This window comes from Halonatronomonas betaini (assembly GCF_015666175.1).
Lineage (GTDB): Bacteria > Bacillota > Halanaerobiia > Halanaerobiales > Halarsenatibacteraceae > Halonatronomonas > Halonatronomonas betaini.
On the sequence record NZ_JADPIE010000004.1, the window covers coordinates 247730 to 270834 of the forward strand.

General features: G+C 35.0%; 20 protein-coding genes. 15 read left to right on the plus strand and 5 right to left on the minus strand.

All coding sequences use genetic code 11. The annotated features are described in order from the left end of the window. Positions 1-12: 12 nt before the first annotated feature. The 7 genes from I0Q91_RS08690 (at position 13) to I0Q91_RS08720 (ending at position 7125) form a co-directional block, all read left to right on the plus strand. Positions 13-1149, plus strand: coding sequence for an acyl-CoA dehydrogenase (locus I0Q91_RS08690; RefSeq protein ID WP_270454094.1), 1137 nt, complete (start codon positions 13-15; stop codon positions 1147-1149). Positions 1150-1168: 19 nt separating this feature from the next. Next, positions 1169-1954 (plus strand): electron transfer flavoprotein subunit beta/FixA family protein, encoded by a 786-nt coding sequence (locus I0Q91_RS08695; protein ID WP_270454095.1) that lies wholly within the window; start codon positions 1169-1171, stop codon positions 1952-1954. A gap of 12 nt (positions 1955-1966) precedes the next feature. Further along, a complete protein-coding gene (locus I0Q91_RS08700) occupies positions 1967-3148 on the plus strand; it encodes an electron transfer flavoprotein subunit alpha (RefSeq protein WP_270454096.1) in 1182 nt (393 codons plus the stop codon). Positions 3149-3343: 195 nt separating this feature from the next. Continuing rightward, positions 3344-3934, plus strand: coding sequence for a class I SAM-dependent methyltransferase (locus tag I0Q91_RS08705; protein WP_270454097.1), 591 nt, complete (start codon positions 3344-3346; stop codon positions 3932-3934). A gap of 128 nt (positions 3935-4062) precedes the next feature. Continuing rightward, positions 4063-4206, plus strand: a complete 144-nt coding sequence (locus I0Q91_RS08710; protein WP_270454099.1) for an AbrB/MazE/SpoVT family DNA-binding domain-containing protein — start codon at positions 4063-4065, stop codon at positions 4204-4206. Positions 4207-4225: 19 nt separating this feature from the next. Next, positions 4226-5644, plus strand: a complete 1419-nt coding sequence (locus I0Q91_RS08715) for an amidohydrolase family protein (protein ID WP_270454100.1) — start codon at positions 4226-4228, stop codon at positions 5642-5644. After that, positions 5641-7125 (plus strand): S8 family peptidase, encoded by a 1485-nt coding sequence (locus I0Q91_RS08720; protein WP_270454102.1) that lies wholly within the window; start codon positions 5641-5643, stop codon positions 7123-7125. The genes I0Q91_RS08715 and I0Q91_RS08720 overlap by 4 nt, the downstream gene beginning before the upstream one ends. A 56-nt stretch (positions 7126-7181) precedes the next feature. Here the strand turns inward: I0Q91_RS08720 and I0Q91_RS08725 are convergent, their stop codons facing one another. Continuing rightward, positions 7182-7676, minus strand: coding sequence for a hypothetical protein (locus I0Q91_RS08725; protein ID WP_270454103.1), 495 nt, complete (start codon positions 7674-7676; stop codon positions 7182-7184). 93 nt (positions 7677-7769) lie between these two features. On the opposite strand from I0Q91_RS08725, the gene I0Q91_RS08730 reads away from it, so the two are divergent. Both I0Q91_RS08730 and I0Q91_RS08735 read left to right on the plus strand, forming a co-directional pair. Then, positions 7770-9764, plus strand: coding sequence for a peptidoglycan D,D-transpeptidase FtsI family protein (locus I0Q91_RS08730; RefSeq protein WP_270454105.1), 1995 nt, complete (start codon positions 7770-7772; stop codon positions 9762-9764). Positions 9765-9788: 24 nt separating this feature from the next. Continuing rightward, positions 9789-10337 (plus strand): DJ-1 family glyoxalase III, encoded by a 549-nt coding sequence (locus tag I0Q91_RS08735; RefSeq protein ID WP_270454106.1) that lies wholly within the window; start codon positions 9789-9791, stop codon positions 10335-10337. Between the two features lie 91 nt (positions 10338-10428). Here the strand turns inward: I0Q91_RS08735 and glgP are convergent, their stop codons facing one another. Then, a complete protein-coding gene (glgP, locus tag I0Q91_RS08740) occupies positions 10429-12063 on the minus strand; it encodes an alpha-glucan family phosphorylase (protein WP_270454107.1) in 1635 nt (544 codons plus the stop codon). Between the two features lie 175 nt (positions 12064-12238). Here glgP and pulA point away from each other — a divergent pair, with 175 nt between their 5' ends. Next, the gene (pulA, locus tag I0Q91_RS08745) at positions 12239-14122 is read left to right on the plus strand and encodes a type I pullulanase (RefSeq protein WP_270454108.1); all 1884 of its coding nucleotides are present in this window, start codon (positions 12239-12241) and stop codon (positions 14120-14122) included. A gap of 41 nt (positions 14123-14163) precedes the next feature. Here the strand turns inward: pulA and glgD are convergent, their stop codons facing one another. Genes glgD through glgB form a run of 3 tightly spaced genes read right to left on the minus strand, consistent with a single transcriptional unit; the run spans position 14164 to position 18421 of the window. Continuing rightward, entirely contained in the window at positions 14164-15279 is a 1116-nt protein-coding gene (gene glgD, locus I0Q91_RS08750) for a glucose-1-phosphate adenylyltransferase subunit GlgD (RefSeq protein WP_270454109.1), read from the minus strand. A 31-nt stretch (positions 15280-15310) separates the two neighbouring features. Then, positions 15311-16489: a glucose-1-phosphate adenylyltransferase gene (locus I0Q91_RS08755; protein WP_270454111.1), complete on the minus strand. Its 1179-nt coding sequence runs from the start codon at positions 16487-16489 to the stop codon at positions 15311-15313. An 18-nt stretch (positions 16490-16507) separates the two neighbouring features. Then, positions 16508-18421 (minus strand): 1,4-alpha-glucan branching protein GlgB, encoded by a 1914-nt coding sequence (glgB, locus tag I0Q91_RS08760; protein ID WP_270454112.1) that lies wholly within the window; start codon positions 18419-18421, stop codon positions 16508-16510. 200 nt (positions 18422-18621) lie between these two features. Here glgB and glgA point away from each other — a divergent pair, with 200 nt between their 5' ends. The 5 genes from glgA to I0Q91_RS08785 all read left to right on the plus strand — a co-directional run bounded on the left by glgA (position 18622) and on the right by I0Q91_RS08785 (position 23057). Then, positions 18622-20379 (plus strand): glycogen synthase GlgA, encoded by a 1758-nt coding sequence (gene glgA, locus I0Q91_RS08765; RefSeq protein ID WP_270454113.1) that lies wholly within the window; start codon positions 18622-18624, stop codon positions 20377-20379. A gap of 29 nt (positions 20380-20408) precedes the next feature. Further along, positions 20409-20861, plus strand: a complete 453-nt coding sequence (locus I0Q91_RS08770; RefSeq protein WP_270454114.1) for an Asp23/Gls24 family envelope stress response protein — start codon at positions 20409-20411, stop codon at positions 20859-20861. After that, positions 20862-21632 carry an alpha/beta hydrolase gene (locus I0Q91_RS08775; RefSeq protein ID WP_270454115.1) on the plus strand — a complete coding sequence of 257 codons (771 nt, stop codon included), beginning with the start codon at positions 20862-20864 and terminating at the stop codon, positions 21630-21632. Then, positions 21629-22450, plus strand: coding sequence for a PfkB family carbohydrate kinase (locus I0Q91_RS08780; RefSeq protein ID WP_270454117.1), 822 nt, complete (start codon positions 21629-21631; stop codon positions 22448-22450). The genes I0Q91_RS08775 and I0Q91_RS08780 overlap by 4 nt, the downstream gene beginning before the upstream one ends. Positions 22451-22535: 85 nt before the next feature. Then, positions 22536-23057 carry an ECF transporter S component gene (locus I0Q91_RS08785; RefSeq protein WP_270454118.1) on the plus strand — a complete coding sequence of 174 codons (522 nt, stop codon included), beginning with the start codon at positions 22536-22538 and terminating at the stop codon, positions 23055-23057. The last annotated feature ends 48 nt before the right edge of the window (positions 23058-23105 follow it).

A 23105-nucleotide genomic window follows, 5' to 3' on the forward strand; every position in this document is an offset into this window, starting at 1 on the left:
GAGGAATCAAATATGGATTTTAATTTAACAGATACGCAGAAAATGATTCAAAAAGTGGTTAAAGATTTTGCAGAAAAAGAGGTTAAGCCAATAGCGGCAGAAATTGATAAGACTGGAGAATTCCCGACTGATAATTTAAAGAAAATGATCAAGTCTGATATGTTAGGCATTCCTTTTCCTGAGAAATTAGGAGGTGCAGGTGGGGATACTTTAAGTTATATTATAGCCGTTGAAGAACTATCAAAGGCCTGTGCAGTTCATGGGATAATATTATCAGCACATACATCATTAGGCTGTCAGCCTATTTATCAATATGGTAATGATAAACAGAAAGAAAAGTACTTAAAACCGATGTTAAAGGGAGAAAAATTAGGAGCATTTGCATTAACAGAAGCTGATGCTGGCTCAGATGCATCTAATATTCAGACTGTAGCTGAAAAAAAAGGCGATAAATATATCTTAAATGGTAACAAAATATTTATTACCAATGCAGGGGTTGCTGATACTTTTATAATCTTTGCAATGACAGATAAATCAAAAGGGACTAGAGGGATATCTGCCTTTATAGTCGAAAAAGATTATCCAGGCTTTACTTTAGGAAAAAAAGAAGAAAAAATGGGTATCAATGCTTCAGATACCAGGGAACTAATTTTTCAGGACTGTGAAGTCCCTGCAGAAAATCTATTAGGAAAAGAAGGCCAGGGCTTTGTAATTGCAATGAAGACACTGGATGGCGGTAGAATTGGTGTTGCTGCCCAGGCATTAGGCATAGCTGAAAGGGCTCTAGAAGAATCAGTAAAATATCTTGGAGAGCGTGAACAGTTTGGCAGACCAATAGGTAAATTTCAGGGTCTTCAGTGGATAGTTGCTGAAATGGCAACAAAAATAGAGGCTGCTAAAAATCTTGTCTACAAAGCTGCTAAAACTAAAGATGAAGGCAAGAAATTCTCTAAAGAAGCTGCTATGGCTAAATATTTTGCTTCAGAGACAGCTACCGATGTTGCCAATAAGGCCATACAGTTACATGGTGGTTATGGCTATATGAAAGAATATCCAATTGAAAGATTATTAAGAGATGCTAAAATTACTGAAATATATGAGGGAACAACTGAGGTTCAAAAAATGGTAATTGCAAATTCAGTTTTATAACAGGGAGGCATTAATTAAAATGAAGATAGTCGTTTGTATTAAACAGGTACCAGATACTGATGAGGTAAAAATAGATGAAGAAAAGGGTACCCTTATTAGAAAAGGTGTACCCAGCATTATAAATCCAGAAGATAGAAATGCTCTAGAGGAAGCTGTCAAAATAAAAGAGGAAAATGGAGCTGAGGTTATAGCTATTACCATGGGGCCACCACAGGCCAGAGAGGCTTTAAGGGAGGCCTATGCAATCGGGGCTGACCAGGTTATCCTATTATCAGATATAGTATTTGCCGGCTCTGATACCTGGGCAACAGCTTATACTTTATCCCAGGCTATCAAAGAGCTTGGAGATGTTGATTTAATATTATGTGGCCGTCAGGCAATTGATGGAGATACAGCCCAGGTAGGCCCGCAGATAGCTGAAAACTTAGATTTACCCCAGTTAACATATGTTAAATCACTGGAAATCAATAATACTAAAATATCTGTCAGTAGAGCTATAGAAGATGGCTCAATGGAATTAGAGACAGAGCTGCCGGCTTTAGTAACAATTTTAAATACAATAAATCAGCCAAGATATCCAAGTATTAAAAGGATTATTGAAATATATAATCAGGATAAAATAATAAATTGGACCAAAGATGATATTGAACTTGATGAAAATAAATTAGGACTTGATGCTTCTCCGACCCAGGTTGCCAATACCTTTGTGCCAACCCATGAAAAAAAGGGAGAAATATATGATTCAAAAACCCAGAGTGCTGTAAAATTATTAGTAAATAACCTGAAACAAGAGAAAGTAATATAGGAGGAATTTTGGATGCTTAAAATAATTGATAAAAATTGTGTTGGCTGTGAAGCCTGTATAGATAAATGTCCCTATGATGCCTTATATATGAGGGAAAATATTGCAATTGTTGATAAAGAAAAATGCACATTATGTGGTGTATGTGTTGATCACTGTAACTTTGAAGCAATCGAGTTAATTACTAATTCTCAAAAAGATAATTCATACTTAAATCAATATGAAGGTATATGGGTTTTAGCTGAACAGAGAGAGGGAGAGTTATTAAATGTATCGATTGAGTTAATAGGTGAAGCCAGGAAATTGGCTAAAAAGAAAGATGCCAATGTAACAGCTGTTTTAGTTGGAAATAATTTATCAGAGCAGGCTAAGACATTAATTAATAGAGGTGCTGATAAAGTATTCCTATTAGAAAATAAAGAACTTGAAAACTATAGAACTGAGCCATATACCCAGGTGATATCTGATTTAATTAAAGAAGAAAAACCTGAGATAGTCTTATTAGGGGCTACCAATAATGGTAGAGATCTTGGCCCGAGACTGGCAGCCAGGCTTGATACTGGATTAACAGCAGACTGTACAGAACTTGATATAGACTCTGAAGAAGAGATCCTCTTGCAGACCAGGCCAGCTTTTGGTGGCAATTTAATGGCTACAATTGTCTGTCCAGAACATCGGCCACAGATGGCTACTGTTAGGCCAGGAGTTATGATGGAGTTAGAAGAAGACAGCAATCGGACTGGAGAAATAATCAAAATTGAACCTGAGATTGAAGAAAAGAATATAATAACTAAGATTAAAGATATAATTAAAGAGCCTAAAGCTTCAATTAATTTAGAAAGTGCAAATATTATTGTTGCCGGCGGTAGAGGTGTTGGCTGTCCTGAAAACTTTAGTTTAATAGAAGAGCTTGCTCAAACTGTGGACGGCGAAGTCGGGGCATCACGGGCTGTAGTTGATGAAGGCTGGATACAAAAAGAACATCAGGTAGGCCAGACTGGCAAAACAGTAAAACCAACCTTATATATTGCCTGTGGTATCTCAGGGGCAATCCAGCATAAAGCTGGAATGCAGAACTCAGATTATATAATAGCGATTAATAAAGATCCAGAAGCCCCAATTTTTGATATATGTGATTATGGTATTGTTGGTGATTTAAAAGAAATCATCCCGGAATTAATAGATGAAATAGCTTAAATATAATATAAATTATACCCTGGATGAATATTTAATATCCAGGGTAAATTTAGTTTAATAGACTTTCTAATAGAATTAATGAGTAAATTATGTGGGCAAACTGAAAAAATTTTAATCTTTCATTTGTTTATAGTATAATAAAAACAATAAAATGTAATTATTCAGAAAATTTATAGAAAGTTAGAGGTGATAATAATGGCTCATATCTTTAATCCTGAAAATAAAGATAAACTTATATCAGATGAAAGAAGGAGGCTCTTTAAACCTGAAAGACTGCTTACTGCTGCTGGATTAAAAGAGGGGATGTCAGTTTTTGATGTTGGCTGTGGGAATGGTTTTTTTGCACTACCTGCTGCTAAAATTGTTGGAGATAATGGCAGAGTTTTTGGCTTTGATATTTATCAGGAAATGCTGGACTCATTAAATTCAAGGGCAGAGGAGTCTGATATTAATAATATTAAAACTTTAAAAGTTTCAGAAGAAGGGGCAAATCTTTCTGAAATAAATATGCTTAAAAATAAAGAAATTGATTTTATAATTATGGCTAATATACTCCATGAAGTTCCTGACATCAATAATTTTTTAAAAGATTATCTTAAATTTTTAAAAACTGGCGGGCGCCTGCTAGTTATAGAATGGAGAAAAAAAGAGACAGAAGAAGGCCCTGGTTTAGAGCATAGACTGAGCCCTAAAGAGGTAATTAATCTTATGAAAGAGCAGGGTTTAAAACCTATCTACAGCAGAGTTATTAATAACAATTATTACCTAAAGATATCAGAGAAATAATTAATAAAAAAATATTAACATTTTTTACAAAAATACTTGACAATGATTTTGACTTAGAATATAATGTAACAAGGATAAAAGTTTTTTATAAAAATATAAGTAAGTTTATCCTGGAAAGTAGGTGAAACATGGCTGAAATATATATTTCAGGAGACGGAGAAATCACTTTTGATAAAGAGGTAATGGATGCAATTGGTGTCAAACCAGGTGATGATGTTTTGATTCAAGAGACTGAAGAAGGTATAATTATTTCTAAGGCTAAGAAAAATTAATATCAGGGGGTTGGCTGAAATGATGATTGATTTAATCATTGATGGAGCAACCGTTCTGACAATGGAAAATGGCGTCGGTTATTATAACGACGCTTCTATTGGTATAAATAATGGTAAAATAACTTTCATTGCAGAACAAAATGATAGTATTACAGATAAATATAAAGCGAAAGAATATATTTCAGGTAAAGATAAATTAATTATGCCAGGATTTATTGATGCTCATATGCATACAGAAATATCTATATTTAGAGGGCTGGCTCAGGACTTAAATAACTGGATGGAATTAGGACTATGGCCCTTTAGCCAACACCTGGATCAGGAAGCCTCTGAGGCGGCTATTAGACTGAATATACTGGAAGCAATTAAGAATGGCACAACTACTATTGGAGATTTTGGCTCAGAAATAGATATTACTGCAAGTACCTGTCAGGAATTCGGTGTAAGAGGTGTTCTGGCTAAAACGATAAATGAGCTTGATAAAAAGAATCCAGCTGAACCTGGACAGTTATATAATTTTGATCACAAAAAAGGTGAAAAAGAATTAGATTCTGCATTGAAAATTATAGATAAATATAAAAATGATGATTTACTAGACTTTAATTTAGGGCCTCAGGCACTGGATATGGTTTCAATGGATTTATTAAAGGAGATCTATAAACAGGCAAGAAACCTTGATATTCAAATCCATATGCATGTAGCTCAGGGTGACAGAGAAGACTGGCAGATTGAAAAGAGATATGGAGATAGAACTATCCCAATTTTAAATAAAAACAAACTTTTAGGACCTGAATTAAGAGCAGTTCACTTAACTGAAGCGACACCAGAAGAAACGAAACTGCTGGCAGAATCAGGTGCAGCATTGACAATTTGCTCCGGGAGTATAGGAATAATTGATGGCCTTGTCCCACCTTTACAGGAATTTTTAGAAGTTTCTGATCGCATTTCTTTAGGGAGTGATCAGGCTCCAGGCAATAATTGCAATAATATGTTCAATGAAATAAAACTGACTTCGTTATTCAATAAAATTAAATCATCTGATCCCAGGGTTTTAAATGCCGGCCAGGTTTTACAGTTTGCAACAAGTAAAGCAGCAGAAGCTTTAAATATCTCAGATAAAGTTGGTTCAATAGCTCCTGGGAAAGAAGCGGACTTAATTTTTATTGATTTAAAATCACCTGCTCTAACACCAGTTATAAATTCGCCATTAAGAAACCTGGTTCCTAATTTAGTCTATTCAGCCTCAGGCCAGGAGGTAGAATCAGTCATGATTTCAGGTGAGTTTGTAGTTAAAGATCATAAATTTTTGCCTGCCAATGAAGAGCAGATTATCAATAAAGCAAATCAAGAGGCTAAAAGATTAATGGCAAAAGTTGATAGAGACTGGCTTAAAGAGAAATCACCACTTTATAAACTTCAGGAAAAAGGTTACTTATGAAAAAAATCCTAATATTGTTATTAGCTTTAGCATTAATTTTTGGATCTTTAGCATTATATTATGAGCTGCAGCGAGGAGAAGAGAAGCCAGTAATTGTTTATATAATAGATGCAAGTTTTAACCCAATGTTTGGACCGACCAATAGAATTCAAAGACCTGACGATTACAGATTAAGGCCAGGTCACGGACAGCTGGTTAGAGAAATAATTGAGAGCAGCGCTGGAACCAGCAATTTAATAATTCGGGAAAGAGAAATTCAGCCTATCAGCCAGGCAGAAAGACGTCAGCAATTTGAAGAATTTCTCCAGGAAATTTATTTTGAGCAGATAGTAAATCAGAATAAGCGAGTATTAATTAATATAAGTCTGGCATTTATGGATGGCAACCAGGTTGAAGAAGAACTTTTTCAAAACTTAAAAGATATGGGAATTACAACGATTGCAGCTGCAGGCAATAGTGGCGATGATTATTTGTATTATCCGGCATCCTATGAGGGGACTTTTTCAATAACCAGCGGCAGCAGACGAGGATTGGCTGATTATGCCACCTATAATAATAGAGTCGATTTAGCTGCTTCTGGTGATGTAGTCCGTTATCTTCCAGGAAGAATGAGTTCATTTCAGACAATAACCTATAGGCAAGCAGGAACCTCCTTTGCAGCCCCCAGGGTAACTGGTCTCTTAGCTGGTATATTATCAAGAAGTTCTAAAGATTATTCCGGCGAGGAATTAATTGAAATAGCTAAAGATAATGCCAGAATAATTAATGATTCTATTAGTTTAATTTCTCCAAACCGCTTATTATATAATACAGATAATAAGTTTTTTTGGAGACAATTATATTTAAGGGGAGTGCTAATATTATTTGCTATTTCAATATTCCCGAGCTGGTATTTAATTAAGTATAAGAGGTTATTAATTAGATACAGGAATATAAATAGTCCTGAAAAATACTTTGTATATTTTAATAAGCTGAATATAAAAGAAGCAAAGAAAGTAAAAGAAACAATAAAAGAAAGTTTTGAAGATAAATTTGATTTTAATCAGTTTTTAGATTTTCTGAGATACTGGTTATTAAAAAAGAAAGAAGACCCTGAAAAATTAGCAGATAAACTCCTTAAACATGCTCCTGATTATACTGATAATCTAACAAATGACTGTACTTTCTTTAAGTTTACAAATGAAATCGAAAGTACTGCCAGCAGAAATAAGATCGACCAATTTTCAAGATTCTGGCTTGAAATTTTAAAGCAGAAAGAAGAATGGAATCGAGTTAAAAGGTTTACTATTGACAATCTTGAAACTGCTAGAGATCCCTGGTTAATATATTATTTTTTAGTAACTTTAATAGATTTAAGAGAACAGTCTTATCTTTCAGCTGATGAAGTTGAAAATATCAATAATAAATTAGAGCGTATTAAAAAGAAAGATGACCCATTGATTAAAGAATCATTAATATTATGGTATAATAAAATAGAATAAAATAATAAAATCCCCGCCGACAAGCGGGGATAGTATATTTTTATAATTATTTTTTATTAGAAAGAGTAGCCAAATCCAAGCTTGAACCTATTTGTATCAGAAGTAATACCATTAACAGAAGCTCTAATATCAATATTTTGCTGGAGGTCATAGATAACCCCGGCCTGATACATTAGTGCTAAATCACTATCTGGTGCTACCAGTCCTAATTCTCCTGCTATTCTTAAATTATCAGCAGCTGGAATAGAGGTATTCAAACCTAGAAAGACTGAGTTGTCAACAACATAGCCACCTGTTACTGCAAATTCAGGGCTTAACTGGTATTTTAAGCCAAGACGGGAATAGGGATCTCCTATTTCACCAAATATCCCTGCAGTATTGGTAATGCCAAAGTCTCCACCAATGGAAAAGCCAGTGTCTCCTCCTGGAACAAGACTAACTGTGAAATAGCCCTGGCCTTCATTGACAGTCGGTTCGACTAAGGCTTGAGTTGAGGTTGTAAAAGTTAAAAGAAATGCAAGAACTAAGACTAAAGTTAAATATTTTTTCATTTTTATAGATACCTCCTTTTGGGTTTCGTTATATTATTCTATAAAAAAATCTTTTTTCCTTTATTTTTAATAAATTTTCTAGGAGGCTCTAATATGAGGTTAGCGATTATAATAATTATTGTGGCAGGCTTAATGTTAGGTGCAGGATATTTTTTAGCTGAATTTATTTACCCTTTGCCAGCAGATGTTGCAGAAGAGTATTTAAATACCTTTGTAACTGAAGATTTTGAAAACATGGTTAAATTTCATCATTCAGGATTTGAAAGACCATCAGCTGAGCGATTAACTGACTCTTTTAATGATTTCAGTAATAATTTCAGTTTATTTGAGATTGAATTAGTGGAATTTGATTCTTTAGAAGAGTCTCTCTTTGAAGCTGAGTACCAGGTTGAGATTAATTATATCAGTGAATTTTTTGAAGATATAAATATTGACTTTGTAATGGAGTTATCTAGAGATGGTATCCTGGATTGGAAAGTTCACTGGAATGACTATCTTCCATTACCTGAATATGGCCTGGAAGCTTCTTATGATAGAAGACGGCTTTATCCTGAAAGAGGGAGTATTTATGATAGAAATGGAGAATTATTAGCTGGCGGTGGATCAGTAATAAATATTGGAATTCAGCCAGGTCGAGTTGAAGATCCAGAGTTATTGCACGAAACACTTTATGAAGAACTTGTTCTTTCAGAAGAATATTTAACAGGAGAATACCAGGCAGAGGGTGTACAGGATCACTGGTTTGTCCCTGTAGCTACTGTATCTGAATCAGAATTTGCTGAATTAGACCCAATTCTTCGCCCAATTCCAGGTATTTTTTTTAGGAGACAGGATAGTAGAGTTTATCCATATGATACGACAGTTGGCCATATTACAGGTTATTTAGGCGAAGTAACAGCAGAGATGATTGATTATTATCCTGAAAGGGATTATCAGGCTGGAGAAAGAGTAGGAAGAAGTGGTCTGGAGATTGGTCAGGAAGAAATTCTTAGAGGAAAGCCAGGTTATGAATTTTATATAGAAACAGAAGGTGACCGGGAATTATTCAGGCAATTAACAGCAGTTGATGGAGAGGATATCAATATCTCGCTGGATATTTCATTACAGAATGAAGCTGTAGATATACTGGCAGGGGAGAGGGCTTCATTAGTTTTATTAGATGCAAATTCCGGGGAAATAATTGTTCTTGCCTCTACACCAGGTTTTGATCCTAATGAGTTTGTACAGGGGATTAGTGGCTCCAGATGGTCACAATTAACGACTGATCCAGATAGGCCATTATTTAATCGGGCAACTCAGGGCCGTTACCCTCCAGGTTCTACCTTTAAAATATTAACTGCTGCTGCAGCTTTAAATGAAGGAATTTACGAGCTGGATAGCGAATTTAATGATCAAGGAGAACTGACAGTTGAAGGTAATATTATTAGAAATTTTGAGAGAGAAGTTTTTAATCAACATACTTTAGAGGATGCAGTTGTCCGTTCAATCAATACTACAATGGCTAAAGTTGGACTGGAATTAGGTGCTGAAGAGCTGGAAAATTATTTTAATAGTTTTAGCCTGTCATCAGCTCCAGACCTTGGCTTACCTTTACAGGCAGGTCAAATCGGAAATCCAGGCAGAAGTCAGGTCGGTTTGGCCTGGTCAGCAATTGGACAGGATCAGGTATTGATCTCACCACTCCATATGGCAAAACTATTTATTCCCTTTGCTAATAATGGGTATGCTCCAGAAGTTACATTAATGATAGATGACTATGGTTATGAGATGGATCAGGTGATATCTGAAGAGACAGCTGAGAGTTTACAGGGAGCATTAAGAAAAGTTGTAACTGATGGCACAGGCCGCCAGGTGGATCTTGATGGCATTAATATTTACGGGAAGACCGGCACAGCTGAAATAACAGGAAGAGACCCTCATGCCTGGTTTGCCGGTTTTATTGAAGACTTTCAGGATAGAGATTTAGCATTTGCATTATTAGTTGAAGAAGGTGGGGTGGGGGGACGTGTTGCCGCTCCGCTGGTTAGGGAATTTTTTGAAAGAGTTATTGAAACTGGCTTAATAGAAGAATTGGATGAACTGGATTAAAATTCTAATAAGGAGAGTGAAAAAATGGCAAAGATAATCGTTCCATTAGCCCGAGGATTTGAAGAGGTTGAAGCGGTGACTGTAATTGATCTTTTGAGAAGAGCAGATATTGAAGTTGTTGTTGCAGGTTTAACAGAGACAGATGTAATGGGAGCCCATGGCCTAATAATTCAAGCAGATCAGCGGTTTAAAAATATCAACTGGCGGGTATTTGATGGGATTGTCTTGCCAGGTGGAATGCCAGGTGCTGAAAATTTGAGGCAGGATAAAAATATTATCTCTTTAGTTCAGGAATTTGATGCCAGAGATAAACTTGTTGCTGCAATCTGTGCAGCTCCAATTGTACTCAAGGGTGCAGGAATTTTAGACGGTAAGAAATTAACTTCTTATCCTGAATTTGCAGATGAATTTGTTAGATATGATTACCTTGAAGACCCGGTTGTAATTGATGATAATATAATAACCTCAAGAGGGCCTGGAACAGCCATGAATTTTGCTCTGTCAATTATTGAATACTTAAAAGGAGAAGAAGAAAGAGTTAAACATGAAGAAAACCTATTATATAAACTCTAAATATAATTAAGATCTAAACTTGAATAATATATTAAAGATAAACGGCCTCTATCCCCGAAATTCGAGAATAGAGGCCGTTTGATTTCTATTTTTAGATTTGATATAAGAGTTCATAATAATCAGTGAGCATTCTTTCAGCAGAAAAACGATCATGGGTCATCTTTATACTATATTGCATCATCATTAACCATCTTTCTCTATCTTCATAATAGGTTGGAATAATTTGATCTAAGAGAACATGATATAGCCCAAAGAGATCATGTTCATCCTGGCCATTACCAACATAGGCATCTCCAAATTGCCAGCCATTAATACCATGCTGACAGCTTTCATTCCACCAGCCATCTAAAGTACTGAAATTAAGAACACCATTCATGGCGGCTTTCATTCCAGAAGTACCTGAAGCTTCCATAGGACGACGAGGATTATTTAGCCAGACATCGGCGCCTCTGGTCATCATTCGACCAGTTTTAATATTATAATCTTCAAGATAAGTTACACTCTGTGGGTATTCCTTTGAGATTTCAACTATTTTTGTAATGATATCTTTCCCCTTATTGTCTTCAGGATGGGCCTTGCCAGAAAATACTAACTGTAATCTTTGATCTTCTAGGAGATGTTTGATTCTGTCAATGTCCCAGAAGATCATATCAGGTCTCTTGTAGGTTGCTGCTCTTCTGGCAAAACCAATCAATAATCTATCTTCTCTGAATTTTTGACCATTTTCCTCTTCAATAAAATCAATTAAAGCTTTTTTATTTTCTTTATGCAGTTTAGAGATTTCTTCTTTATCAAAAAGGCTGTCAAACATCCTTTCATCAACCCAGGAAGGCAAATGCACACCATTAGTTATTGAGATAATAGGGGCTCTATCTTCTACATGCTGCCACATTTCTCTGGCTGTTACTCCATGAAGTTTAGCAACACCATTTGCCCTTGAAGATAATCTTAATCCAGCCACAGTCATGTTAAAAGGATTGCCTCCAATCTCTTCCATTTCTTCTTTCTCCAGACCATTGAAGGCCCCAACTTTTTCTAAATTTTCAATTGGATGTGATTCATTGCCCTCTTTAACAGGAGTATGGGTTGTAAATACTATTTCTGATCTAACTTCTTCCCAGGCCTGATTAAATTCATAACCTTTTTTGATTTTTTCCTGGATTAATTCAGTTCCAGCAAGGGCAGCATGGCCTTCATTAAAATGATAAATATCGACATCGATATCTAATTTTCTTAAAGCTCTTACACCACCAATTCCTAGAACAATTTCCTGGGCAATTCTCTCTTCAGATGAACCTACATATAATCTTTCAGTAATCCATTTATACTTTCCATTTTCTTCAAGATTGGTATCAAGTAAGTAGATTGTGTTATTCCCAAATTTATCAACTTTCCAGACTTTACATTTAACATCAGTTTCTTCAACCTCTACAGTAACTGTAATTCCAGTATCCTCAACATGTTTATAATTTTGTCCCTCAGGAGGGAAGTTGTCATAAGGTCTTCCATAGTCATCAATTAATTGTTTGGTATAGCCTTTATTCCACATAATACCTATTCCAATAACAGGTAGATTTAAGTCTTTAGCAGCTTTCATAGTATCACCAGCTAAAACTCCTAAACCTCCAGAATAAATTCTAAAATCTTCATTTAGACCATATTCCATACAGAAATAAGCTACTCTGGCCGGGTCTTTTTTAATACCTTTAGTGATTTTTTCATTCATATTTCATTATTGCCTCCTCATATACTTAAAATCAAAAAATATTATCATATGATATGCTTATTATTATACATCAATAGCTTAAAATAGTAAAATTAAATTTTTTAAATCACTAATTTATGTTATAATTATAAGTGGATAGTTTATTATTAATGTTGTCCTGGGGAGGCCTGGTCATTTGAAGTCTTTTAAAGGTTATAATACATATGATCAATTTAGTTATGGTATAAAAGTAGGTTTAAATGGCACTGATATAAAGCTCTGGATTAAAGATGCCGATGAAGTTATTGTTAACTTATCATATAATGATAATGATCAAGTATTTGCTCAACTGGAATTAGAGGAAAAAGAAAAAAATATCTGGTATAAAAGCATTCCAGAGAGTTTGCATGGCGTTTATTATTGGTTAGAGATTGAGCGTGATGGGGAAAGGGTTGAGACTGTTGATCCCTGGGTAAAAGCAGTAGGAGTAAATAGTGAGAGAGGAATTATTGTTGATTTAGAGAAGACTAATCCTCCTGATTGGAATAAAGATAAAAGGATTAGTATAAATTCTCCGGTGGATGCAGTGATTTATGAATTGCATGTAAAGGATTTCAGTATCCATCCTGAATCTGGAATTAAAAACAAAGGTAAATATCTTGGATTTACTGAAACTGGTACAGTTAATAGTGAAGGACTGAAAACTGGTTTGGATCATCTAAAAGAATTAGGGATTACCCATGTTCAATTAATGCCAGTATTTGATTTTGCCACAGTAGATGATCAGGATATTGAAGATTATAATTGGGGTTATGATCCATTATATTATAATGTTCCTGAAGGTTCTTATGCAACTAATCCATCTAATTTTTCTAGAATTAAAGAATTAAAAAAACTAATTCAGGCTCTTCATAGAAATAATATTGGTGTTATAATGGATGTGGTTTATAATCATACATATTATACTGAGAAATCTGCATTTAATAAAATAGCTCCAGAATATTTTTATCGCTGGTATAATGAGGATGAGCTGGCTAATGGTTCAGGTGTAGGCAACGAGATTGCCACAGAAAAGGATAAAGTCCAGGAATTCATCGTGGAATCAGTCTTATACTGGGCCAGAGAATATCATATAGATGGTTTTCGGTTTGATTTAATGGCTTTAATTGATGAAGAGACAATGTTAAAAATACGAAAAGGATTATATGAAATTGATCCGGATATATTAGTATATGGCGAACCCTGGTATGCATTGCCTCCACAGTTATCAGAAAAAGAGATTATATTAAAGGGTGATCAAAAAGGCAAAGGTATTGGAGTTTTTAATGATAGTTTTAGAAATGCAATCAAAGGTGAGAATGATTTGAGAACTCAAGGATTTATTGGTGGTCATAATAATTTAGAGAGGGCAATCGAGCGAGGTATTGTTGGTGAAATAAACTATAATAAAGAAATTAAAGGTTTTGCTCTTGTACCGGAGGAGACAATTAATTATGTGAGCTGCCATGATAATCATACACTCTGGGACAAAATTCAGGGTGTTTTTCCAGCCGTAGATGAGAAAGAGAGAATTGTTTTAGATAGGTTTGCCCAGGCAATAATAATGACTTCTCAAGGGGTTCCTTTTTTATTAGGAGGAGAAGAATTTTTAAGAACTAAATATGGAAATAGTAACTCCTATAATGCTGGCAATAAAATAAATGCTTTAAAATGGGGTAGAAAAAGCAAATACAATGATACTTTTAAATATTATCAGGGTTTAATAACTTTAAGAAGAGAACATCCAGCCTTCAGGCTAAAATCTGAAGAGGAAATTCGTAAATACTTAAAGTTTTTAGAGACACCACCTGGGATAATAGCATTCAAATTAGGTCCTTATGCTGGTGGAGATAGTTGGAAGGAGATAATAGTTATCTATAATAGCTGGTGGGACTGGGCAAATGTAAACCTTGTGAATAAGAAAAATTGGAATATTATTGTTGATGACAGGCATTCTGGCACTGAAACCTTCAATACTTTTAAGGCGGATGAAGTAGATGTCCCCCCCCATTCAGTAATGGTTCTTTATTCCAATGATTAAAGCAATTAAAAATGTCCCAGGACTACCTGGGACATTTTCGATTATATAATTGAGTTTTTATCGATAATTAATGGGAATGAAGGGTCACCCTTTAATTTTTTGCCAGGGGTTATTGTAACATTTTTATCTAAAATAACATTTTCAAGTTCAGCCCCTTGGCCAACCTGGCTCTTTTGCATTACAATTGAATTTTTGACAGATGCGTTTTCACCAATCTTAACTCCTCTAAATAACACAGATTTTTCTACTTCTCCATTGATTAAGCAACCATTTGCTGCAATAATATTATGAACCCTTGCTTTACTGGTATACTTTGTAGCAGCCTCATCTTTTGGCTTTGTGAATACCGGGCCATTTGTACTAAAGAAATCATTGAATATTTTAGGCTGGAGGAGTTCCATATTTCTACGATAATATTCACTTAAAGAGCTAATTATAGCTATATAATTATGAATTTCATAACCCTGTACATTATAATTTTGAAGATTAGCTGAGACTCCATTTTTTTCAAAATCCCACTGGCCTGTAGATACACACTGATCAATTATCTCAAGAAGAATATCTTTTCTCATAATATATCTTTTTAAAGAAACCTGGGTATTTTTTCTAGTATCAGGGTTAATTTTCATATCAGTTATCCGATTATCGTCATTAATATTAATAGTTGTGTAGTGAGAATCTTTATATAGTGTTTCTAAATCCTTATATACAACTGTAATATCAGCCCTGGAATCAATATGTTGCTTTACAATCGGAACATAGTCTATATTACATACGATTGATGGATATGAGACTATAACATATTCCTGGCTGGAACGGTGTATATAATCTAAATTTGCCTGGAAGTTTTCTATATCCCCTTTATAGACATGGCCAGTTTTGTTAATGTGAGCTGGTGGTAATAAAAAGAGACCGTCATTTTTTGTATCCAAACCCCAGGCTTTACCAGGTCCTATATGATCAAGCAGTGATCTGAATCTGGACTCTAATAAAATCCCGACATTATCAATACCTGAATTGACAAGGTTAGATAATGGAAAGTCAATTAATCTATATCTACTGGCAATAGGTACTGAAGCCAGTGAACGATGGCCAGTTAATTCTTTTAAAGAAATCCCTTGAGGGTTATTATTTAGTATTGCCATAACATTATTCATTATAATATTACCTCCTTTTGTATTTTATTGATTATCCGACTATGCTTCCATGTTCGATTTTGGCACCGTTTGTAATTATTTCACCCTCTCCTATTACAGTTACATCATATTTTAAGACATCTCCTATACCGATTCTTGCACTATCTTTGATTAATGAATCCTGACCGATTATTGCTTTATTTATATAGGCACCATCTTCAATTTTTACATTAGGCATTATTACAGAGTCTTTAATTACAGCATTTCTTCCTATTTCTACTCCATAGAAAATTACTGAATTTTCTACCTCGCCCTGGATTTTTGTACCTTTATTTATCATTGAATTTCTAACTTTTGCTTCACTGCTTAAATATTGTGGCGGCCTATTTGGATTAACACTGTAGATTACCCAGTCTCTGTCATATAGGTTAAGCCCCATATTATCGGTTTTTAATAAATCCATATGAGCCTGCCAGTAACTCTTTATAGTTCCAACATCTTTCCAGTAGCCAGAGAATGTATAGGCATTTAAATGTAATTGATCATCCAGCATGGCTGGTATTATATCATTACCAAAATCACCTGAAGAGTCAGGGTTTTCAGCATCTTCCTGGAGATAATCTCGAAGCATTGGCCAGTTAAAGATATATATACCCATTGAAGCTAGATTACTTCTGGCATCATCAGGTTTCTCCTGGAAATCTACTATTCTCTTTTTATCATCAGTAATCATGACACCGAATCTGTTTGTGTCTTCCCAGGGAACTTCCATTACAGCAATGCTGGCATCAGCATTAGTTGCTTTATGATCCTCTAACATAACTGAATAATCCATCTTGTAGATATGGTCACCGGAAAGAACAAGAACATAATCTGGATCATAGAGATCAATATATTTTATGTTTTCAAAAATTGCATGGGCTGTGCCTTTATACCAGCTCCCGCCTCCTTCTCGAATATATGGGGGTAATACAGTAACTCCACCATCTCGACGGTCTAGATCCCATGAGCTTCCATTACCTATATAAGAATTTAATACAAGTGGTTCATACTGGGTTAGAACTCCAACTGTATCAATATTAGAATTTGAACAGTTACTGAGGGGGAAGTCGATCAAACGATATTCAGCACCAAAAGGAACAGCAGGCTTGGCTATTTCTTTTGTTAAAACTCCAAGTCTGGTACCCTTTCCTCCAGCCAATAACATTGCAACCATTTCTTTTTTAGACATAATATCCCTCCTGATTTATTATGGTCTAGATATTTTTCGTTTATCTTTTGCTGGCTTTAAATATATCCCTGCCAGTGGAGGCAGAGTTAATTCTATTGAATAGGGAAATCCATGGTATTCACGGGCATCAGTCTGATATTTAGTCTTTCCTGAATATTCCGAGCCCCCATAGATATCTTCATCACTATTAAGAATAACTTCATAAACCCCTTCCTTTGGAACTCCTATTCTATAATTATCTCTAGGAACAGGAGTGAAATTTAAAGCGATTATTACTGGTTGGTCATTAGTATTATAGCGGATTAAACTTAATACACTCTGACTATTATCATTTGGCTCAATCCATGCAAACCCCTTTGGACTATAATCAAGTTCCCAGAGGGGAGACTCATTTAGATAAGTTTGATTTAAATCTCTAACAAAGTTCTGGATTTCCTGATGTTTTGTATAATCCAGAAGAAACCAGTCTAATTCCTGTTTATAGTTCCATTCTATAAATTGTCCGAACTCTCCACCCATGAATAATAACTTTTTGCCTGGGTGGGCCATCATATAGGCATAAAGCAGTCTTAAATTAGCAAATTTCTGCCAGTAATCTCCAGGCATTTTATCAAGTAGAGATCTTTTGCCATGAACAACTTCATCATGGGATAAAGGCAGTACAAAGTTCTCAGAATAGGTATACATTAATGAAAAAGTTAATTTATTATGCTCCCATTTTCTAAATACAGGATCAGACTTCATGTATTCAAGGGTATCATTCATCCAGCCCATATTCCATTTCATATTAAACCCGAGTCCACCAATATAGCCTGGAGAAGTGACCTGGGGCCAGGAAGTAGATTCTTCAGCTATCATCATGACACCTGGATATTGGGAAAATACTACTTCATTCATCTTTCTTAAAAATTTAATTGCATCAATATTTTCTCGGCCACCATATTCATTGGGGACCCAGTTTGAATTTTCTTTGCCATAATCGAGATATAGCATGTTACTTACAGCATCAGCTCTTATACCATCAATATGGTATTCTTCAAACCAGAAGATGGCATTGGAAATTAAAAAGCTCCATACCTCCGGTTGTCCGAAATCAAAGTTTAGAGTGTCCCATTGTGGATTTTCAGCTCTTAACTTAATATTGCTTTCATATAATTCAGTTCCATCAAATAATCTAAGACCATGATCATCTTTACAGAAATGGCTAGGAACCCAGTCAATAATAACTCCAATTCTGGCTTGATGGCATTTGTCAACAAAATATTTGAAGTCTTCAGGGCTGCCATATCTACTTGTTAGAGCAAAATATCCTGTTGTCTGATATCCCCAGGACCCATCAAAGGGATGTTCTGCGATTGGCAGGAGTTCAACATGGGTATAATTCATTTCCTGTAGATAAGGAATTAAGAGATCTGCAATCTCTTTATAATTATAAACTTCATTTTTAGAATTTCTTTTCCAGGAACCTAAATGGACTTCATAGATTGAAACAGGTTCTTTAAGAATATCTGTGTTTTCTCTCGTTTTTAACCATTTACTATCATTCCACTGGTATTTGTCCATATCAGTAACGATTGAGGCGGTTTTAGGTTTTTTTTCTGCTTTAAATGCATAGGGGTCTGCTTTAACCCGTTCCTGTCCGTTATAGCCAGTAATCCAGTATTTATATTTATCTCCTGGTCTGGCTTCAGGTATAAAACCAACCCACAAACCACTATCTTCAATCTTTTTTAACTGGTTCTTATTTTTTTGCCAGTCATTAAAGTCACCAACAACTGAAATTTTTTCTGCATTAGGTGCCCAGACAGTAAATTTAGTTCCAGATTCGCCGTTATACTCTCCAGGATGTGCTCCCATAAAATCATATGCCTGATAATGTTTACCACTGTGGAATAGATATTGATCATAATTTGTAGGCTTAATACTTTTCATTTAAAAAACCCCCTGCCAAAAAAATACTTTTCTCACTTAATTAATTCTCGATAAAAGTAATAATACCTGCTTTTATAAGTTAAAGTTTATAAGAAATTATAAGTAATCTGGAATAATAAAAAGTTTGACAGAGTTATTTTATTTTATTAAAATATAACTATCCTGGCAATACTATAAGTTTATAAGTGGGAGTGATAAAAATGGCTAAGAAAAAAGTTTTATTTGTGACATCTGAGGCGGCTCCATTTGTTAAAACTGGAGGTTTAGGTGATGTTGCCGGTTCCCTTCCAGAAGCGATGAGAGAAAAAGGTCATGATGTTAGAGTTGTATTACCTGAATATAGCCAGTTAAATTCGACTTACAAAAGTCAACTTGAGCATGTAACACATTTTAGAACAAATATAACCTGGAGAAATGAGTATGTAGGAGTAAATAAATTAGAACATAACGGTGTTCCTTTTTATTTCATTGATAATAAAAAATATTTTGACCGGAGTAATCTCTATGATAACCCGGATCGCCATTTACAGTTTATTTTATTTATGCGGGGAGCTCTTGAGATGCTTTCTGAGATAGATTTTAAACCAGATATAATTCATTGTAATGACTGGCAGACTGGTCTTATTCCACTTTTATTAAAGGATAATTATAAAAGATATAATTTTTATAGAGATATGAAAACTGTTTTTACTATTCATAATTTAAGGTATCAGGGGATTTTTGGACCTGAAATAGTTTCTGACTCTTTAGGAGTAGACCCTGCTCACTTTTATGACGGAAATATTCGCCATGATGGTCTTGTTAATTTTATGAAAGCAGGAATAATGTATGGCGATAAAATAACAACTGTAAGTAATACCTATGCCAGTGAAATAAAGACACCATATTTTGGCGAGGGTTTAGATTATGCCTTGAGGATGAGAGGCGATGATCTTGAGGGAATAGTAAATGGTATCAGCTTTGATGAGAATGATCCTGCTAGCGATAAAGAAATATTTGCGAATTTTGATGCAAGTAATTTTCAGGGTAAAGCAAAAAACAGGAGAGCTTTACAATCCTTTTTAGGATTGGAGATTAATCCAGATAAAAGGATTTTAAGTATAATTACTAGACTGGTTGAACAAAAAGGTATAGATTTAATTAAGCATGTCTCTGAAGAAATAGTAAATACAGGTTTGCAATTTGTGGTTTTAGGAACTGGCAACCCTGAGTATGAAGACTTCTTTAGAGATCTATCTAACCGTTATCCTGATCAGGTTGCAGCTGAAATCAAATATGATTTCACCCTGGCCAAAAGAATTTATGCCAGTTCTGATTTCTTTTTAATGCCCTCTCAATTTGAGCCCTGTGGTCTGGGACAACTATTTGCGATGAGATATGGAACTGTTCCAATTGTAAGAGAAACTGGAGGTTTAAAGGATACAGTTGAACCATATCAAGACGGAGAAGGTTCCGGGTTTACATTTAAAGAATATAATGCCCATAAGATGCTAAATGCTATTGAAGCTGCTGCAGATCTGGCGTCTAAGCCGAAGGAATTGGAAACTCTTCAAAAAAATATAATGAAAAGAGATTTTAGCTGGGATAAGTCAGCAGAAAAATATTTAGACTTATATGATGATATAATTGTTGATGAAAAACCGGAGATTTCAATTGTAGATAAAAAAGAAACTAAAGAAATCAAAAAAGCTAAAGAAATCAAAAAAGCTAAAGAAATTAAAGAAGAAAAGAAAGCTAAAACAACAAGCAGAGATGATTCTGATTTAGAAAAAGTAAATATTAATCTAGCAGATAGCACAGAACTGGAAAAGGTTAAAGGTATTGGCCCTGCCTATGCCAGAAGAATTATAGCTTACCGAGATGAAAATGGTGATTTTTCTGAATTAGATGAGTTGTTAAATGTTGATGGTATTGGTCCAGCCAGACTTGAATCTATTAAACCAGGTATAGATCTTTAATTTAAAAATGATGAGGAGGAGATTTAATAATGGTAGAAACCAATAAGTCAGAACTAGGCGGTATGAATATAGCCAGTGAGGTTTTAGGTATTGTTGCCGGGATTGCAGCCACCGAGGTTGATGGTGTTGCAGCAATGAGTGGCGGCTTAGTTCGTGGAATTGCTGAAATGCTAGGAAGAAAAAACCTGTCCAAAGGCGTAAAATTAGAAGAAACAGATGAAGGTGTTATTGTTGAATTAAACTTAATTGTAGAATTTGAAGTTAATATTCCCAAGGTGACAGAAGAGGTTCAGAGAAATGTTAAAAAATCACTGGAAAAAATGACTGGGGTAGATGTTAAAGCTGTAAATATTAATGTATTGGGAATAGATATTCCTGAATTTGTCTCTGAAGATGAGTCTGTAATGGAAGAAGATGAAGAGGATATAGGGGATATAAATGATACTGAAGAAAAAGCAGATTCGGAAGAAGATAAAGATTAAATGAAAGTAAAAAGTATAATCAAAAAAATATTCAGGCCTATAATTATTATTCCTCTTCTGATTTTTTTACTGGTGATCGGAGGTGCTGTTTTAAGCTGGGCACTTCAGAGTTATAATGCTGAAGATATTGCTTTAGATTTCTTAGAGAGTACCGAGTCTGTGAATATTATAGAAGAAGGCAATTATTTGTTATTTGAACCAGAAGATTTTACTGATAATAAACCTGGATTGATTTTATATCCAGGTGCTCAGGTAGAGCATAAAGCCTATAGTCGTCTGGCTTATAAGTTTGCAGAGGATGGTTACTCGACAATAATAGTTAATATGCCTTTAGAACTAGCTATTTTAGGCTGGAGAAGAGCTGATGGAGCTAGAGAATTAATTCCAGAGCAAAATAGCTGGTATCTAATCGGCCATTCATTAGGAGGAGCAATGGCTTCAAGATTTATAAGTAGAGAAGAACCAGACTGGGTAAATGGCTTGATTTTATTGTCTGCATACCCGGCCAGCTCTGATTCCCTTGGGGATCATGATATTGATGTATTATCTATATATGGAGATAAAGACGAAATAGTTGATCTTGAGTTATTACAGGAGAGAAGAAATATATTGCCAGATTCAGCTATTTTTACTGAAATAATAGGTGCAAATCATTCAGGATTTGCTGATTATGGTGAACAGGATGGTGATGGTGAGGCCATGATAACTACAGAAGAGCAGATTAATCAGACAGTAAAATATATCAGTGAATTTATAGAAGAAAGAAGATGAGAAAAATTAAGGTGCTTGTTATAGGCGATATTGTCATTGACCATTATCCTGACAGTAGAAATAGTTATATAGGTGGCAGTGCTGCCAATGTTGCTCTAGCCTTTAAGAGAAATAGCCTGAAATCAGATGTGGATCTCATCGGAATAATTGGCGATGATTTTGCAGGTGAGCAATTATATACTAAATTAAGGGCTAAAGGTATTAATCTGGATAAAATAATGAAATTATCAGGTAAAACGGCCAGGGCTAACTGGAGGAGGAAAGACTCTGGGACTGAGTTAATTAGTATAGATAAAGGAGTTGACCAGGGGATTCCTTTAGATTATTTAACAGGTATTAATATAGGAAAGTATGATTTAGTTCATGCAACTCCATATAGCCTGGGGTTGAAGGAAATAAAATATTTAAAAGCCAATTCAAAAAGCTTTTCATTTGATGCCTCTTTTATCTTTGGGACAGATGATATAGTTGAATTAATGCCTGAAACTGACTGGTTTTTTATCTCCGGGGGGCTTGCCAGGGAGCATCAGTGGATTAGTAAATTGGTTTTTTTACCAGCAGAAGGATTGATTTTATTAAATGGAGAAGAGGGAGTCAAATTTTTTAACTCTAATCTTGAGATGGATGAAATTTCAACTAAGAATAGAGATGAAATCTATGATGATCTAGGAGCTGGAGATATTTTTATTGGTAAGCTACTATCTGATTATTATAGGAATAGCAGGGATAAAAATATGAAAAATTTATTGGGAAAAGCTATAAAAGCAGCAGGCAAGGCCTGCCAGAATGAAGGAGCCAGTAATTTAAGCCTTGTCTGAGCTTGAAATATATTATATAATATATATGCAAAAAAATTAAATCACCTGGATCCAGAAATGGACCGGGATGATAGGAGGAAATGAATTGCAATTATCAACAAAGGAAATAGTGGTAGCAGGAATGTTAGGAGCAATTTCGATTGTCTTAGGAGTTACTCGGCTTGGTTTTATTCCAGTACCGACCCCGGCAGGTAATGCAACAATCATGCATATACCGGCAATTCTAGGGGCTGTTCTGGAAGGACCGGTAGTTGGTGCGCTGATTGGTTTAATATTTGGTATTTTTAGTTTTTTACAGCCAGGTGCGCCGATGTTTACTGATCCTTTAATAGCTATAGTTCCAAGGATCTTTATTGGTATTTTTGCTTATTTTGCTTACAGGTCTCTGGTAAAGAGAAATGAAAGTCTGGCATTAATAACAGCCGGTATTGTTGGAACTCTGGTAAATACAATATTTGTTTTAGGACTGGCCGTGATCCGTGATTTTTTACCATTATCTGCAGCTATTGGAGCTGCCTGGTTACATGGATTGCCAGAAGTTGTGCTGGCAGCTGTATTAGTCAGTCTTGTAGGCAAAGGTGTATTAAAATATCGCCGAAGCAATTAAATTTTAGCCCGGGCTAACCGGGCTTTTGATTTATTTTATCTATCATTT